The 15,050-nt window shown below is 69.0% G+C and carries 14 protein-coding genes; 4 read left to right on the top strand and 10 right to left on the bottom strand.

What is annotated here, in order from left to right:
* Together C1J00_RS11360 and C1J00_RS11365 are read right to left on the bottom strand one after the other, a co-directional pair.
* The coding region (locus C1J00_RS11360; protein WP_180989506.1) for a phosphoribosyltransferase domain-containing protein at nucleotides 1-1,127 on the bottom strand (1,127 nt) is incomplete at its 3' end.
* Between the two features lie 30 nt (nucleotides 1,128-1,157).
* Nucleotides 1,158-2,324 (bottom strand): HpcH/HpaI aldolase/citrate lyase family protein, encoded by a 1,167-nt coding sequence (locus C1J00_RS11365; protein ID WP_102908920.1) that lies wholly within the window; start codon nucleotides 2,322-2,324, stop codon nucleotides 1,158-1,160.
* Nucleotides 2,325-2,551: 227 nt separating this feature from the next.
* Between C1J00_RS11365 and C1J00_RS11370 the strand changes: the two genes are divergently transcribed.
* Entirely contained in the window at nucleotides 2,552-3,466 is a 915-nt protein-coding gene (locus C1J00_RS11370) for a TerD family protein (RefSeq protein ID WP_102908921.1), read from the top strand.
* 37 nt (nucleotides 3,467-3,503) lie between these two features.
* Here C1J00_RS11370 and C1J00_RS11375 read toward each other — a convergent pair whose 3' ends face one another.
* From C1J00_RS11375 to C1J00_RS11400, 6 genes are all read right to left on the bottom strand, one after another.
* On the bottom strand, nucleotides 3,504-4,241 hold the full coding sequence (locus C1J00_RS11375; protein WP_102908922.1) for a TerD family protein: 738 nt from the start codon (nucleotides 4,239-4,241) through the stop codon (nucleotides 3,504-3,506).
* A 128-nt stretch (nucleotides 4,242-4,369) separates the two neighbouring features.
* Complete coding sequence (locus C1J00_RS11380; RefSeq protein WP_102908923.1) at nucleotides 4,370-5,515, bottom strand: DUF475 domain-containing protein; 1,146 nt, start codon at nucleotides 5,513-5,515, stop codon at nucleotides 4,370-4,372.
* Nucleotides 5,516-5,642: 127 nt separating this feature from the next.
* Nucleotides 5,643-6,218, bottom strand: a complete 576-nt coding sequence (locus tag C1J00_RS11385) for a TerD family protein (protein WP_102908924.1) — start codon at nucleotides 6,216-6,218, stop codon at nucleotides 5,643-5,645.
* A 132-nt stretch (nucleotides 6,219-6,350) separates the two neighbouring features.
* Nucleotides 6,351-6,926, bottom strand: coding sequence for a TerD family protein (locus C1J00_RS11390; RefSeq protein WP_031131329.1), 576 nt, complete (start codon nucleotides 6,924-6,926; stop codon nucleotides 6,351-6,353).
* 146 nt (nucleotides 6,927-7,072) lie between these two features.
* On the bottom strand, nucleotides 7,073-7,531 hold the full coding sequence (locus C1J00_RS11395; RefSeq protein ID WP_102908925.1) for a peroxiredoxin: 459 nt from the start codon (nucleotides 7,529-7,531) through the stop codon (nucleotides 7,073-7,075).
* A 103-nt stretch (nucleotides 7,532-7,634) separates the two neighbouring features.
* Nucleotides 7,635-8,072: a DUF3052 domain-containing protein gene (locus C1J00_RS11400; protein WP_031104104.1), complete on the bottom strand. Its 438-nt coding sequence runs from the start codon at nucleotides 8,070-8,072 to the stop codon at nucleotides 7,635-7,637.
* Nucleotides 8,073-8,488: 416 nt separating this feature from the next.
* Between C1J00_RS11400 and aceE the strand changes: the two genes are divergently transcribed.
* Nucleotides 8,489-11,236, top strand: coding sequence for a pyruvate dehydrogenase (acetyl-transferring), homodimeric type (gene aceE, locus C1J00_RS11405; RefSeq protein ID WP_102908926.1), 2,748 nt, complete (start codon nucleotides 8,489-8,491; stop codon nucleotides 11,234-11,236).
* Nucleotides 11,237-11,307: 71 nt separating this feature from the next.
* Nucleotides 11,308-12,054: a potassium channel family protein gene (locus tag C1J00_RS11410; protein ID WP_102908927.1), complete on the top strand. Its 747-nt coding sequence runs from the start codon at nucleotides 11,308-11,310 to the stop codon at nucleotides 12,052-12,054.
* A gap of 63 nt (nucleotides 12,055-12,117) precedes the next feature.
* Here the strand turns inward: C1J00_RS11410 and C1J00_RS11415 are convergent, their stop codons facing one another.
* Together C1J00_RS11415 and C1J00_RS11420 are read right to left on the bottom strand one after the other, a co-directional pair.
* On the bottom strand, nucleotides 12,118-12,426 hold the full coding sequence (locus tag C1J00_RS11415; RefSeq protein ID WP_102908928.1) for a small hydrophobic protein: 309 nt from the start codon (nucleotides 12,424-12,426) through the stop codon (nucleotides 12,118-12,120).
* A gap of 233 nt (nucleotides 12,427-12,659) precedes the next feature.
* Nucleotides 12,660-14,276: an MFS transporter gene (locus tag C1J00_RS11420; RefSeq protein ID WP_102908929.1), complete on the bottom strand. Its 1,617-nt coding sequence runs from the start codon at nucleotides 14,274-14,276 to the stop codon at nucleotides 12,660-12,662.
* Nucleotides 14,277-14,391: 115 nt separating this feature from the next.
* Here C1J00_RS11420 and C1J00_RS11425 point away from each other — a divergent pair, with 115 nt between their 5' ends.
* Complete coding sequence (locus tag C1J00_RS11425; protein WP_245936307.1) at nucleotides 14,392-15,024, top strand: TetR family transcriptional regulator; 633 nt, start codon at nucleotides 14,392-14,394, stop codon at nucleotides 15,022-15,024.
* Nucleotides 15,025-15,050: the final 26 nt, after the last annotated feature.

Consider the following 15,050-nt stretch of genomic DNA (forward strand, 5'->3'; position numbering starts at 1 on the left):
GTGGTGGAGTAGCGGACCTCGATGCCGGTGGTCCGCTCCAGCTCGCGGGCGAGCCTGAGCGGGGCGTACATCAGCTCTTCGAAGCCGAGGATGTGGACGCGGCGGGCGTGGTGAGGCAAGGCCTCGGCGATCCGGGCCGCCATCGCGGGCAGGGCGGCTTCCAGCCGGGCGCGGTGGGAGGGCGTGAACCCGTGCCGGGCGCCGTCCGGCAGGTCGGCGGGCCAGTAAAGGTCGATGCGGTCGTAGTCCGGCTGCGGGCCGGTGGGGGCTTGTCGCGCGGTTCCCCGCGCCCCTGAGGAGTCGCCCTCCTGGTCGGCTTCGACGGCAACGCCGCTGTTCGGGGCATGCTCTGCCTCGTACCGCGCCACCAGCTCCTGCCCCTTCTCCAGCACCCCCTCGGGCAGCCGTACCGTGCCCGAGGCCGCTGCCACGAGGTCGACCCGCGCACCGATCTCGCGGGCGAACTCCTCCAGCCGCCCCGCGTCGGCGGCGGACCGCATGTCCACCAGCGCCACCACGACGTACCGCCGCCGCGGATACCGCCCATGAAGATCACGGACGGTGTTCAGCACCGTGTTCCCGGTGGAGAACTCGTCGTCGACCAGGACCAGCGGCCCGTCGCCGGTGAGCAGCGCCCGGTCCTCCGGCAGCAGCAGGTGCGAGGTCGCGTGGGAGTGGGACTCCTCGAAACCGCCGGCCTGGGCGACACCGGCGACCGGGCGGCGGGTGGAGTGCAGGTAGGGGGCGAGGCCCAGCCCGTCGGCGACACTGTGGCCGAGGCCGGTCGCGGTCTCGGCGTACCCGAGCACGACGGCCCTGCGGGCCTCGTCGTCGCCCAGCAGGTCACGCACCCGGCGGCCGAGCTCGACTCCGTAGCCGTACACGACGGACGGCGACTGCGGTACGTGCTTGCCCAGGACGTTCGACACCAGCAGGTGGGCCCGCTTGGGGTTGCGGCGCAGCGCCAGCCCCAGCAGGCCGGTCAGCCGGCCGTCACCGGCGAGCTCGACGCCGAGCCGCTCGGCGACCCAGCTGCCGGACCAGGCCCCGCCGGTCGCGTCGGCCGGCCCGGCCGACGCATCGTCGCGCACCTCGCGGTGCTCCCCCTCGTTCACTGCCTTTTCCATGAACCCTTCGAATCCTCGGAAGCCGTGCGGTCAGCCCGGCAGCCCCGCCGCCAGCAGTTCCACGAAGCCGATGTCCTGGTTCGCCACGCCGAAAACCTCGGCACGCAGCAGTGTCCGCTCGGCCCAGGCCCGGTGCGGCTTCACCTCGTTCATCTTGTTCGTGTACGCCGATCTCAGCACACCCCCGCCGCCGCGCTCGGGGCGCAGGATGTCCTGGGCGTCCGTGAACTCCTCATGGCTGACGACCGACAGTGCGTGCACCGGCAGCACGTGCGAGGGGTGGATGCAGGTCTTGCCCAGCAGTCCGTTGGCGTGGTCCAGGGAGATCTCCCTCAGCAGGCCGTCCATGGCGTGCTCAATCAGCTTCTCGCGCAGTTCCGCGGCCTGCACCTCCAGGAAGGGGCTCTGCCGCAGCAGCGGCTTGAACATGCGCTCCTGGACCCGGAAGTACTCCCACACCGGCCCGGTGACGGTGAAGCCGGTGCCGTCGGCGCGGCCCAGCATGTTCACCACGTCGGCGATCACGGAGGCGACGATCTGCACGTCGTAGGCCGTCATGTCGGGGCCTCTGCGCAGTCCGTAGGAGGAGCAGAAGTCCGTCACGCCGAGGCGCAGGGCGAGGACGCGGTCGCGGTACTTGTCGACGGCCCGGGAGATGCCCTCCAGGGTCTCCACGCGCGATTCCCGGTAGAGCAGCTCCGGGGACTCGAGCACGGGCATGGCGAAAAGACGACGGCCGCTTTCGGCCTCGGCGGTGGCCAGGGCTTCCAGGAAGGGGATGCCGCGTTCCTCGGTGAACTTGGGCAGGACGAATCCGGACAGCAGCCGGGCAGCGGGGCCGAGGCGGCGTACCAGGTCGGGGATCTGTTCGGGGGCGCGGACCCGGATGAACAACAGCGGCGGGTCGGCGTCCGGCAGGTCGTCGAGGGCGGTGATCTGGCGGACGAGGTTCTCCTCGCCGGGGCCGACGTCCGCGTCGTCGATCGAGTCCTCCAGGCACAGCACCATCGAGACCACACCGCGCCCGGCCTGCTTGAGGACGTCGTCGGCCAGACGCGGCCGAGTGGCCGGGCTGTACAGCGTGGCGCCCAGGCCGACCGAGAGCAGACGGGCCGGCGAGCCCGGGGTGAACACGCACGGCTCGCGGAAGAAGAGACGCTTCCGCACCTCAGGGGCGATGTGCCCGAAATGACGCATGAAACTCCCCCGTCGTGATGGTGCGGCCTGCGAATCGTCGAAAGCTGGCCGGTAATAGTACGTAGATGTCCATGTCAGAGGTTCCCATGACGCATGAATTTCAGGTAACGCGGGCAAGCACAGCCAGGCCCGGCCATGACGACGGTAGTCCGCGACGGCCGTCGGCGCCGCTCGTGACCGCGGCCCCCGCGTTGTCGTGAGCAGGACCGAGAGGGCAGGATGACCGCATGACGCACGCCATGCTGAAGGGGTCGAACGTCCCGCTGGAAGCCACCACGGTACGCGCCGTGCTGCGCTGGACACCCGGGCAGGGGGTTCCGGACGTCGACGCCTCCGCGCTGCTCCTCGGCCCCGAGGGTCGTGTGCGCTCCGACGAGGACTTCGTCTTCTACAACCAGCCCCGGCACCCTGCCGGGAAGGTGTGGCGGCTCGGCAAGAAGCGGGTCGCCGAGGGCCTGACCGACACGATCCAGACGGATCTCACCGGTGTCGAGTCCGAGGTCGGCCGGATTCTGCTGGTCGCATCGGCGGACGGCGTGACGTTCGACCGCGTGCGGGAGCTGCGCATCCTGCTGTACGACGCGGCGGACACCGACGCCGAGGCGCTGGCGTATTTCGACGTCACGCCGGAGACGGGCGAGGAGACCGCGCTGATCTGCGGTGAGCTGTACCGGCGCGGGGAGGGCTGGAAGTTCCGGGCGCTGGGCGAGGGCTACTCGAACGGGCTGAAGGGGCTCGCGACCGACTTCGGCATCTCGGTGGACGAGTCGGAGGCGGAGGCGGAGGCGGAGGCGGCGACCACGACGGTCCCCGCGCCCCCCACCACGAACACGGCCGCGCAGCCGACGACGGCGGGCACCGCCCAGCAGCCCCCCGAGGTCTCCGTGCCGCTGCCTCCGGAGCAGCCGACCGCGGCGCCCGGCCGGCCCGGCTACGGATATCCGCAGCAGCCGCCGGCGACGCAGCCGGCCTACGGCTACCCGCAGACCACCGGCCGGCCCGCGTACGGCTACCCCCAGGCACCGGCAGCGGCGGGTGCCGCGGTGGCGCAGACCGGCTACGGCTACCCGCCGCCGGTCACCGCGGCCCCCGACCCGGACTTCGGGCTGCCCCCGCAGGGCCCGCAGTTCGTCGGGCGCTGAGCAGAGCTCCGGGGCGGGGCCCCTCGGGGCTCCGCGGTCAGCGGCCGACTTTGGTCTTGTATCCGCGCCCCCACTGCAGACCCCACCCGTACAAGCGGTCGAGCTCGGCCTGGAAGCCGTAGACGAACTTCGCCTCGCGGCGGACGATGATCTCGTTCTTCACCTTCTCGATCATGACGACGGCGCAGGAGCGGGCCTGCGGCTGGCGTTCGTCCAGGTGGATCTCGATGCGGGGGCCGTTGCTCGGGTAGAGGGTGACGATGGCGTGGGCGCGGTCGAAGGCGGGCGTCTGGTCGTAGATGTAGACGAACACCAGCAGCCGCTTGATGTCGTCGCGGTGGTCGAGGTTGATGTACATCGTCTCGCCGGACGCGGAGCCGAAGCGGTCGTCGCCGCTGAGCTTGACGTAGGGCGCGGCGTTGGTTTCCCCGAAGTAGCCGCCGAGGGGCTGGACGACGCCCTTGCTGCCGTCCTGGAGTTCGTAGAGGCAGCCGAGGTCGAGGTCGACGTTGACCATGCTCTGGCTGTGGCCGACGACCTCGGGGGGCTTCAGGGCCCGGAGGGGATGGCGCAGCAGGCTCTCGCGCTGGGAACCGCCGAAGTCGGAGGTGCGCATCCGCCAGCTGAGGTTGACGCGCAGATGGCCGGTGGCCGCGCCCTGTTTGGTCAGTGATATCTGTGCGCGCCGCTTGGTCAGCTCGATCGCGTTCGTCGACGCGTCGCCCGAGTCGAACTGCGCCTCACGCCCACGCCGAAGTCCGTCGAACAGGCCCATTCCGCCCCCACGTTCACTCGGAGACCGCAGGTCATCACCGTACCCACGGCCCATGACGACCGACGGGGCGGCCGCCGAGGAGTCCTCGGTGGCCGCCCCGCACAGAGCGTTCCTCACCCGGAGGGGTGTCACACCCCGGACGAGACCTCAGTCTTCGAGTCCGATCCGGCGTCCCCTTCGGCCGCCGCGATGGCGCGGTTGCGGCGGACGGAGGACCAGAAGGACCAGGCGATCAGGATCACGCCGACGGAGCCGGTGATGAACTCGTTGATCTCGTACCGGATGGTGACGAGCAGGATCATGGCGAGCGCGCCGATCGCGTAGTGCGCGCCGTGCTCCAGGTAGACGTAGTCGTCGAGGGTGCCCTGGCGGACCAGGTAGACCGTCAGCGACCGGACGTACATGGCGCCGATGCCGAGACCGAGGGCCATCATGACGATGTCGTTGGTGATGGCGAAGGCGCCGATGACGCCGTCGAAGGAGAAGGACGCGTCCAGGACCTCGAGGTAGAGGAACATGAAGAACGCGGCCTTGCCGGCGACGACGACCGCGGAGCGGGGCTTGCCGGAACGGACGGCCGCTTCCTCCGCCTCGTGCTCGCGTTCCTCCTCCTCTTCGAGCTTGTCCTCGAAGTAGCCGGAGAGACCGCCGACGATCATGTAGGTGATCAGGCCGCCGATACCGGCGAGCAGAACCGTCTCCGCCTTGTCGACGTGCGTGCCGCCGTGCTGGTGGGCCTGGGTCGCGAAGGTCATCGCCGAGACGAGCAGGACGATCAGCGCGATGCAGACCGACAGCATGTCGACCTTGCCGAGCTTGGCCAGCGGCCGCTCGAGCCACTTGAGCCACTTGATGTCCCGGTCCTCGAAGATGAAGTCCAGGAAGATCATCAGCAGGAACATGCCGCCGAAGGCGGCGATCGACGGGTGGGCGTCGGTGACGTACTGCTGGTACTGGTCCTTGTCGGTGAGCGCGAGGTCGACGGCCTCGATCGGCCCTAGCTGTGCGCTGAGGGCGACGATCACGACAGGGAAGACGAGCCGCATGCCGAAGACGGCGATCAGGATGCCGATGGTGAGGAAGATTTTCTGCCAGAAGGCACTCATCTTCTTCAGAATCCCGGCGTTGACCACCGCATTGTCGAAGGACAGCGAGATCTCGAGGACGGACAGGATCGCAACGACACCGAACGCGGTCCACCCTCCGTAGAAGATCGCTGCGACCAGGCCGAGCGCGGTGACCGCGAACGACCACCCGAAGGTTTTCAGAACCACTGGCTACCCAATCGTGTGTGTACGGGGCTCCCCCGCGCCGTACCCGGCTTTACGAAACTTTGAAGCCGAAGTCTAGTCGTCCCCCCTCAGCACCCCACTGGGCCCCGGTTTTTGCTCATAACGCGCGTTATGAGACGTTGACCCCGAAGTCCAGTGCGATGCCCCGCAGCCCCGACGCGTACCCCTGCCCCACGGCCCTGAACTTCCACTCGCCCTGATAGCGATAGAGCTCACCGAAGATCATCGCGGTCTCCGTGGAGGCGTCCTCGCTGAGGTCGTAGCGGGCGAGTTCCTGGCCGTCGGCCTGGTTGACCACGCGGATGAAGGCGTTGCTGACCTGGCCGAAGGTCTGGCCGCGCTCGTCGGCCATGTGGATCGAGACGGGGAACACGATCTTGTCGCACCCCGGCGGCACCTTGGGCAGGTCGATCAGGAGCGACTCGTCGTCTCCGTCGCCCTCGCCGGTGAGGTTGTCGCCGGTGTGCTCGACCGAGCCGTCCGGGCTCTTGAGCTGGTTGTAGAAGACGAAGTACTCGTCCCCGAGCACGCGCCCGCTGCTGCACATCAGAGCGCTGGCGTCGAGGTCGAAGGGCGCTCCGGTGGTGGAGCGCGCGTCCCAGCCGAGCCCGACCAGCACCTGAGTGAGGTTCGGCGCGGCCTTGGACAAGGAGACATTGCCCCCTTTGGCGAGCGTGACGCCCATGATGCTGTCCCTCCCCTTGGGCCACAGGCCCGGTGGTGTCACTGAGGTGGTCCTGCACGTCCGGCGCCGCACGTAAACCGTGCGGCGCCGGACAAGAAGACCTCAGAGCCCTTCGCGGGGCCCTTCGGTGGTTCAGACGTTCACGCCGAAGTCCTGAGCGATGCCGCGCAGGCCCGAGGCGTAGCCCTGGCCGATGGCGCGGAACTTCCACTCCGCGCCGTGCCGGTAGAGCTCACCGAAGACCATGGCGGTCTCGGTGGAGGCGTCCTCGCTCAGGTCGTACCGGGCGATCTCGGCACCGCCCGCCTGGTTCACGACGCGGATGAACGCGTTGCGCACCTGGCCGAAGGACTGCTGACGGGTCTCGGCGTCGTAGATCGACACCGGGAAGACGATCTTTTCCACGTCGGCCGGGACGGTGGCGAGGTTGACCTTGATCTGCTCGTCGTCGCCCTCGCCCTCACCGGTGAGGTTGTCACCGGTGTGCTCCACGGAGCCGTCCGGGGTCTTGAGGTTGTTGAAGAAGATGAAGTGCTGGTCGTTGCCGACCTTGCCGGAGTTGTTCAGCAGCAGCGCGCTGGCGTCCAGGTCGAAGTCCGTGCCGGTCGTGGTGCGGACGTCCCACCCCAGACCGATGATGACCGCGGTCAGGCCCGGCGCCTCCTTGGTCAGCGATACGTTGCCGCCCTTGCTGAGGCTGACTCCCACGAGTCCTCCATTGGTGTCCAGGGGCGGGATGCCCCGTTGTGCTCGGATGTCGGATCAACGAGTCGATCCTAGTGACGGGTTCCCGCCCCTCGCAGGCCCTGGAGCCGACATTTCGGCGGGTGTCGAGCGCATGCCGCCCGACCGGGTCACAGGGAGTCGAGCGCCTTCACGTAGTCGTTCAGGTCGCGCGCGTCCGGCAGGCCGTTGACGACGGTCCACCGCACGACGCCCTCCTTGTCGATGACGAAGGTGCCGCGCACGGCGCAGCCCTTGTCCTCGTCGAAGACGCCGTAGGCCCGCGAGACGTTGCCGTGCGGCCAGAAATCCGACAGCAGCGGGTACTCCAGGCCCTCCTGCTCCGCGAAGACGCGCAGGGTGTGGATGGAGTCGTTGGAGACGGCGAGCAGCTCGGTGTCGCGGTCGGAGAACTGCGGCAGGTTGTCGCGCAGCTCGCACAGCTCGCCGGTGCACACCCCGGTGAAGGCGAAGGGGTAGAAGAGCAGCACCACATTCTTGCGACCCCGGAAGTCGGACAGCTTCACGGCCCTGCCGTGGTTGTCCTTGAGCTCGAAGTCAGGGGCCTTCTCGCCGGCCTGGATCGCCATCGCTGTGGGTGTCCCTTCGTATGCTTTCGGGTGGGACCACCCTACGCAGGCACCAGGACATGCCGATGGGCGGGCCGGCGACGCCGGCCCGCCCGCCGTACGACTACCGCTTGGACTTGGCGGCCTTGGGCGTGGCCAGCCGGCTGCCGCTCCAGTCCTTGCCGACGCTGACGCTCTTGGATGCCGTCAGACCCGCCGTGGTGGCGGCCTCCGAGATGTCGCTCGGCTCCACATAGCCCGAACGGCCGGTCTTCGGCGTGAGGAGCAGGATCGCGCCGCCCTCTTCGATGTACGTGGTGGCATCGACCAGCGAGTCCGTCAGGTCGCCGTCGTCGTCACGGAACCACAGCACAACGGCATCGGCCACGTCGTCATAGTCCTCGTCCACCAGGTCGGCCTCGATGATGCCCTCGATGGCCTTGCGGAGCTCCTGGTCCACGTCGTCGTCGTAGCCGATCTCCTGGACCACCTGCCCGGGCTGGAACCCCAGCCTGGCGGCAGGGTTCGTCCGCTCCTCCGCGTGGTCCGCGGTCGCGCTCACGGGTTGCCTCCTGATCATGTTTTGGGAATAACTCAGCCACGCGCGTGCGCGAAGCATTGGCCGTAGTCCACACGGGCGGGGCGGATCGCGCAAGTACCCGGCCGTTCAGACCGCCGAAACGGTGACGATCCTGGCGGTGTCACCGCAACTTCAGGCACACCATCATGGTCCGAGGTGACGCACACCACACCTTTCTGCCCCGTTTGGGCGTTTGGGAATCGTCTGCGGGTACGAGACTCGAAGGTATTCGCCCCATACGTCACGGAGTCGATCTCACGTCTGGGTTACCGCTGGGTAGAGATGACGTTTCCCGGCCCCTGGGTGGACCATGGGAGCGGCGCGCCCCCGGCGGCGACGCCCCGGCGACGACAGCGAAACAGCGGCCCTCGCAGGCCCTCTGACAGGTAAGGAACAGCGTGGCTTCCGCATCCGATCGCAACCCGATCATCATTGGCGGCCTTCCGAGTCAGGTTCCTGACTTCGATCCCGAAGAGACCCAGGAATGGCTCGACTCCCTGGACGCCGCCGTCGACGCGCGCGGCCGGGAACGGGCCCGCTATCTGATGCTGCGGCTGATCGAGCGGGCCCGCGAGAAGCGTGTGGCCGTGCCGGAGATGCGCAGCACGGACTACGTCAACACCATCCCCACCAAGAGCGAGCCGTTCTTCCCGGGCAACGAGGACATCGAGCGCAAGGTCCTGAACGCCACCCGCTGGAACGCCGCGGTGATGGTCTCCCGCGCCCAGCGCCCGGGCATCGGCGTCGGCGGCCACATCGCCACCTTCGCGTCCTCCGCCTCCCTCTACGACGTCGGCTTCAACCACTTCTTCCGCGGCAAGGACGAGGGCGACGGCGGCGACCAGGTCTTCTTCCAGGGGCACGCCTCCCCCGGCATCTACGCCCGCGCCTTCCTGCTGGACCGGCTCGGCGAGAAGCACCTGGACGGCTTCCGCCAGGAGAAGTCGAAGGCGCCGCACGCGCTGTCGTCGTACCCGCACCCACGCTCGATGCCGGACTTCTGGGAGTTCCCGACGGTGTCGATGGGCCTCGGCCCGATCGGCGCGATCTACCAGGCGCGGATGAACCGCTACATGGAGGCGCGCGGGATCGCCGACACCTCGAAGTCGCACGTCTGGGCGTTCCTCGGTGACGGCGAGATGGACGAGCCGGAGTCGCTGGGCCAGCTGTCCATCGCCGCCCGAGAGGGCCTGGACAACCTCACGTTCGTCGTCAACTGCAACCTCCAGCGCCTCGACGGCCCGGTGCGGGGCAACGGGAAGATCATCCAGGAGCTGGAGTCGATCTTCCGCGGCGCCGGCTGGAACGTGATCAAGCTGGTCTGGGACCGCAGCTGGGACCCGCTGCTCGCCCAGGACCGCGACGGCGTGCTGGTCAACAAGATGAACACCACGCCGGACGGACAGTTCCAGACGTACGCCACGGAGACCGGCGCCTACATCCGCGATCACTTCTTCGGTGACGACCACCGGCTGCGGGCGATGGTCGAGGGCATGACCGACGACCAGATCCTGCACCTGGGCCGCGGCGGTCACGACCACAAGAAGATCTTCGCGGCGTACAAGGCGGCCGCGGAGCACAAGGGCCAGCCGACGGTGATCCTCGCCAAGACGATCAAGGGCTGGACGCTGGGCCCGAACTTCGAGGGCCGCAACGCCACGCACCAGATGAAGAAGCTGACGGTCGACGACCTCAAGCGCTTCCGCGACCGTCTGCACCTGCCGATCCCGGACAAGGAGCTGGAGTCCGGCGTGCCGCCGTACTACCACCCGGGCCGGGACTCGGAGGAGATCCAGTACATGCACGACCGCCGCAAGGGTCTCGGCGGTTACGTCCCCACGCGCGTGATCCGCTCCAAGCCGCTGGCGCTGCCGGAGGACAAGACGTACGCGACCGTGAAGAAGGGTTCGGGTCAGCAGTCCATCGCGACGACGATGGCCTTCGTCCGGCTCCTGAAGGACCTCATGCGGGACAAGGAGATCGGCAAGCGCTTCGTGCTGATCGCACCGGACGAGTACCGCACGTTCGGCATGGACTCCTTCTTCCCGAGCGCGAAGATCTACAACCCGCTCGGCCAGCAGTACGAGTCGGTCGACCGCGACCTGCTGCTCGCCTACAAGGAGGCGCCGAACGGCCAGATGCTGCACGACGGCATCTCCGAGGCGGGCTGCACCGCGTCGCTGATCGCCGCCGGCTCGGCCTACGCCACGCACGGCGAGCCGCTCATCCCGGTCTACGTCTTCTACTCGATGTTCGGTTTCCAGCGCACCGGCGACCAGTTCTGGCAGATGGCGGACCAGCTGGCACGCGGTTTCGTCCTGGGCGCGACCGCCGGGCGTACGACCCTGACCGGTGAGGGCCTGCAGCACGCGGACGGCCACTCGCAGCTGCTGGCCTCCACGAACCCGGGCTGCGTCGCCTACGACCCGGCGTTCGGCTTCGAGATCGCCCACATCGTCAAGGACGGCCTGCGCCGGATGTACGGCTCCTCCGAGGAGCACCCGCACGGCGAGGACGTCTTCTACTACCTGACCGTCTACAACGAGCCCACCCAGCACCCCGCCGAGCCGGACAACGTGGACGTCGACGGCATCCTCAAGGGCCTCTACCGGTTCAGCGAGGGCACGGCCGGTGAGATGCCGGCGCAGGTCCTGGCGTCCGGTGTCGCGCTGCCCTGGGCCGTCGAGGCGCAGAAGATCCTGGCCGAGGACTGGAACGTCAAGGCGGACGTCTGGTCGGCGACGTCCTGGAACGAGCTGCGGCGCGAGGCCGTGAGCTGCGAGGAGCACAACCTGCTGCACCCCGAGGAGGAGCAGCGGGTGCCGTACGTGACGCGCAAGCTCGCGGACGCGCGGGGGCCGGTCGTGGCCGTGTCCGACTGGATGCGGGCGGTGCCGGACCAGATCGCGCGCTGGGTGCCGCAGACGTACCAGTCGCTCGGCGCGGACGGTTTCGGCTTCGCGGACACGCGGGGCGCCGCCCGGCGCTTCTTCCACATCGACGCGCAGTCGATCGTGGTGGCGGTGCTGACCGAGCTGGCCCGCGAGGGCAAGGTCGACCGCTCCGTGCTCAAGCAGGCCATCGACCGGTACCAGCTGCTCGACGTGTCGGCCGCCGACCCGGGAGCGGCGGGCGGCGACGCGTAGGACGCCGAGAGCGGTTCACGTGGGGCGGCACCCTGACAGGTGCCGCCCCACGCGTTTCCTACGATGCTGCCATGACGCTCCCGATGACCGCACCGACCTCTCTGGCCCGCTGGGAGCGGCGCACCCAGGGCCCGCTGCTGGCGCTGGCCGTGCTGTTCGCGATCGCCTACGCCATACCGATCGTGGCGCCGACGGCCGCGCGGGACGTGCTCACCGCGTGCCATGTCACCAACTGGGTGGTGTGGGCCGCCTTCGCCGCCGACTATCTGGTCCGTCTGTGGCTGGCCGAGGAGCGGCTGCGGTTCGTACGCGGCAATCCGCTGGCGCTGCTGGCCGTGGTGCTGCCGCTGGCGCAGCCGCTGCGGCTGCTGAAGCTGGTGTCGATGTTGTTCCTCGCCGGGCAGCGGGCGCGGATGGCGTCGCAGGTACGGGTCACCACGTACGTCGCGGGGTCGTGCCTGGGACTGCTCGTCTTCGGCGCGCTGGCCGTGCTGGAGGTGGAACGTGACGAGCCCGGTGCCTCCATCCACACCCTGGGGGACGCGGTCTGGTGGGCGTTCACCACGATGACCACCGTGGGGTACGGGGACATGGCACCGACCACCGGCCTGGGGCGGATCCTGGCGGTCGGGCTGATGCTGTCCGGGATCGCGCTGCTCGGTGTGGTGACGGCGAACATCGCCGCCTGGTTCATCGCACGGTTCGACAAGGACGACGTCGAGGAGCGGCGCCAGACCGAGGCGATCCGGGAGCTGGCCGACGAGGTGCGGGCGCTGCGCGGGGAGTTGGCGGCACTCAAGGGGACCCCGGCCGAGTAGCGCGGGGCACGAAGGTGGGCCCCCGGTTCCGTCGCCGGAGGCCCTTCCCTCGCCGCACTCGGGTCAGAGCATGCCCATGCCCGGTGTGGCCGCTCCGGACAGCCAGATGATGGCCAGGAGCGTGTCGATGGCGCCCAGGACCAGGGCGATCACGGCCGCGGTGGGGCGTGCGCCCGACCATGCGCGGCCCATGGCGAGCCAGCCGCAGACCATCGCGGCGGGACCGAGAACGATCCCCAGCACGAAGAAGCCTGCAACGGCGCAGATGACTCCGATGAGTCCGAGCGTCGCGCGATCCGTCCCGGTCCGTGACCACGTCCGGCCACGTGAGCGGGGGTGCCTGCGCGTACCTTGTCCGAAGCTCGCCATCATCAACTCCCGTAAACCCTCGGTCGGTTGGGTTCGATTCGGGTACGACATGGCGAGTACCCCGTAGCCAGGCTTCAATCCCGCTGCCTGCGCGCTGCCCCCCTCCGGCAGCGCGCCGCAGCGTCCACCCTCCATGCCCTGCGGAGGACTTGACCCACTGTGACCTGCGGCGCGTGCCGGAGGGGAGGGTTCGGCGGTTGTGTTCACCCGGATAGGCGAACAAGCCGCCGGGGGCGTCAGATGTGCGCCGCGCCCGCGCCGGCCTCCGCGTTCTCGCCACGCTTGGTGAGGAACGCGACGAACACGGCGACGGCCGCCACGCCCGCGGCGGTCAGGGAGGCCAGGCTCATGCCGTCGATGAACGTGGTGTGCGCGACCTCGGTGATCTTCGCGGCGATCTGCTCGGGGGTGCCCTCGGGCACCGGGGCGCTGCCCTGCTGAACGGCCAGCGCCGCCTGCTCGGACTGGGCCGGAGTGAGCGGCGGCAGCCCCGCGTCCGCCCAGTTGCCCGCGAACTCGTTGTCGACCTTGGACGCCATCACGGCGCCCAGCACGGCCGTACCGAGACTGCCGCCGATCTGCATGGCGGCCTGCTGGAGACCGCCCGCGACACCGGAGAGCTCCATCGGGGCGTTGCCGACGATGACTTCGGTCGCGCCGACCATGACCGGCGCGAGGCCGAGGCCCAGCAGGGCGAACCAGACGGACATGACGCCGCTGGCCGTGTGCGCGTCCAGCGTGGACATGCCGTACATGGCGATCGCGGTGAACGCCATACCGCCGGCCAGCGGGATGCGGGGGCCGAACTTGGTGATCATCACGCCGGCGAGCGGCGAGCCGACGATCATCATGCCGGTGAGCGGCAGCAGGTGCAGACCGGCGTCGATCGGGCTCATGCCGTGCACGTTCTGGAGGTAGAACGTCACGAAGAACAGGCCGCCCATGAAGGCGATGGCCATCAGGACCATGAGGACGACACCCGCCGACAGCGGGACGGAGCGGAACAGCCCCAGCGGGATCAGCGGCTCCTTCACCTTCGTCTCCCAGACGGCGAAGAGCCCGAAGCCGACGACCGAGGCCACGATGAACGCCCAGGTCTTCACATCGCCCCAGCCCCACTCGGGGGCCTTGATCAGGGCCCAGACGAGGCAGAACATCGCGCCGGACAGCAGGACGATGCCGAGGAGGTCGAAGGAGCGCGGGGCGTTCTCGGCGCGGTGGTCGAGCAGGATCAGCCCGCCGAGGACGACGGCCAGGATGCCGACCGGCACGTTGATGAAGAACACGGACTGCCAGTTGACGTGCTCGACGAGCACGCCGCCGAGGATCGGGCCGCCGGCGGTGGACGCGCCGATGACCATGCCCCAGATGCCGATGGCCATGTTCAGCTTCTCGGCCGGGAAGGTGGCCCGCAGCAGGCCGAGCGCGGCCGGCATCAGCAAGGCGCCGAAGAGGCCCTGGAAGACGCGGAAGACGATGACCGCCGTGATGCCCTGGGACAGCCCGATGGCGGCCGAGGAGGCGGCGAAGCCCGCCACACCGATGAGGAAGGTCTGCCGGTGGCCGAATCGGTCACCGAGCTTGCCCGCGGTGATCAGGGAGACGGCGAGGGCGAGGAAGTAGGCGTTGGTGATCCACTGGAGATCCGACCAGGAGGCCCCCAGGTCCTTGCCGATCGCCGGGTTGGCTATGGCCACGATGGTGCCGTCGAGGGCCACCATCATGACCCCCACAGCGACGGTGATGAGGGTGAGCCAGGGGTGCCCTCGCAGCCCCTTGCCCGGCGTCGCGTCGGACGGCGCCGGTTCCTTGCCCCCCGGCCCCGTCGTGTCGATGGTGGTCTGACTAGTCATACCGCGAGGCTAATGACAGCCACTGACAATTGACAAACTGATTCACTAGTCGGTAACTGACACGACATCCCCGTATAGCCTGAACTGGGAGAACACTTCAGACGAGAGGCACGTTTTGAACCTGCGCGAACGCAAGAAGCGGCGCACCCGGGACGCACTGCTGCGGGCCGCGCTGGAACTCTTCGCCACGCGCGGGTACGAGGAGACGACCGTCGACGACATCGCCGCCGCCGTGGACGTCTCGCAGCGCACCTTCTTCCGCTACTTCGCCGGCAAGGAGGAGACGGCGTTCTTCGTGCCGCGTCTCGCGGAGACGCTCGTCGTCGAGGCGCTGCGCACGCGCCCGCCGGGCGAGGTGCCGCTGGAGGCGCTGCGCCGGGCCGTGCTGGAGAGCTGGGACGCGATCAACGAGGCCGTCGAGGAGCTCGTGCCGATCGAGCTCCACCTGCGCGTCTACCGGGTGATCGAGTCGACGCCCGCGCTGCTCGCCGCCCATCTGCGGCGCTCGGCGGAACTGGAGGAGCAGCTCGCGTGCATCATCGCCGAGCGCGAAGGGCTCGACGTGAACGCGGACCCCAGGCCCCGGATCGTCGTCGCCCTCTTCGGCGGGGTGATTCGCGTCACCGAGCGACTGTGGTCCGCGGGGGACGACATCAGCATCGACGGCATGCGCGAACTGACCACGACATACCTGGACCAAGTGGGTCCCGCACTGGCCGGGAACTGGCATGCGGAACCATCCCCCTAGCACATACACCGAAACGTGATCCCGGT

The sequence above is a fragment of the Streptomyces cahuitamycinicus genome, assembly GCF_002891435.1.
Classification (GTDB): Bacteria; Actinomycetota; Actinomycetes; order Streptomycetales; family Streptomycetaceae; genus Streptomyces; species Streptomyces cahuitamycinicus.

Coding starts and splice junctions, on each gene's coding strand:
- C1J00_RS11385 (WP_102908924.1), bottom strand. CDS start 6,218: ATGGGCGTCACGCTCGCCAAAGGGGGCAATGTCTCCTTGTCCAAGGCC.
- C1J00_RS11370 (WP_102908921.1), top strand. CDS start 2,552: ATGACGCACGCCATGCTGAAGGGGTCGAACGTCCCGCTGGAAGCCACC.
- C1J00_RS11395 (WP_102908925.1), bottom strand. CDS start 7,531: ATGGCGATCCAGGCCGGCGAGAAGGCCCCTGACTTCGAGCTCAAGGAC.
- C1J00_RS11375 (WP_102908922.1), bottom strand. CDS start 4,241: ATGGGCCTGTTCGACGGACTTCGGCGTGGGCGTGAGGCGCAGTTCGAC.
- C1J00_RS11415 (WP_102908928.1), bottom strand. CDS start 12,426: ATGATGGCGAGCTTCGGACAAGGTACGCGCAGGCACCCCCGCTCACGT.
- C1J00_RS11420 (WP_102908929.1), bottom strand. CDS start 14,276: ATGACTAGTCAGACCACCATCGACACGACGGGGCCGGGGGGCAAGGAA.
- C1J00_RS11365 (WP_102908920.1), bottom strand. CDS start 2,324: ATGCGTCATTTCGGGCACATCGCCCCTGAGGTGCGGAAGCGTCTCTTC.
- C1J00_RS11410 (WP_102908927.1), top strand. CDS start 11,308: ATGACGCTCCCGATGACCGCACCGACCTCTCTGGCCCGCTGGGAGCGG.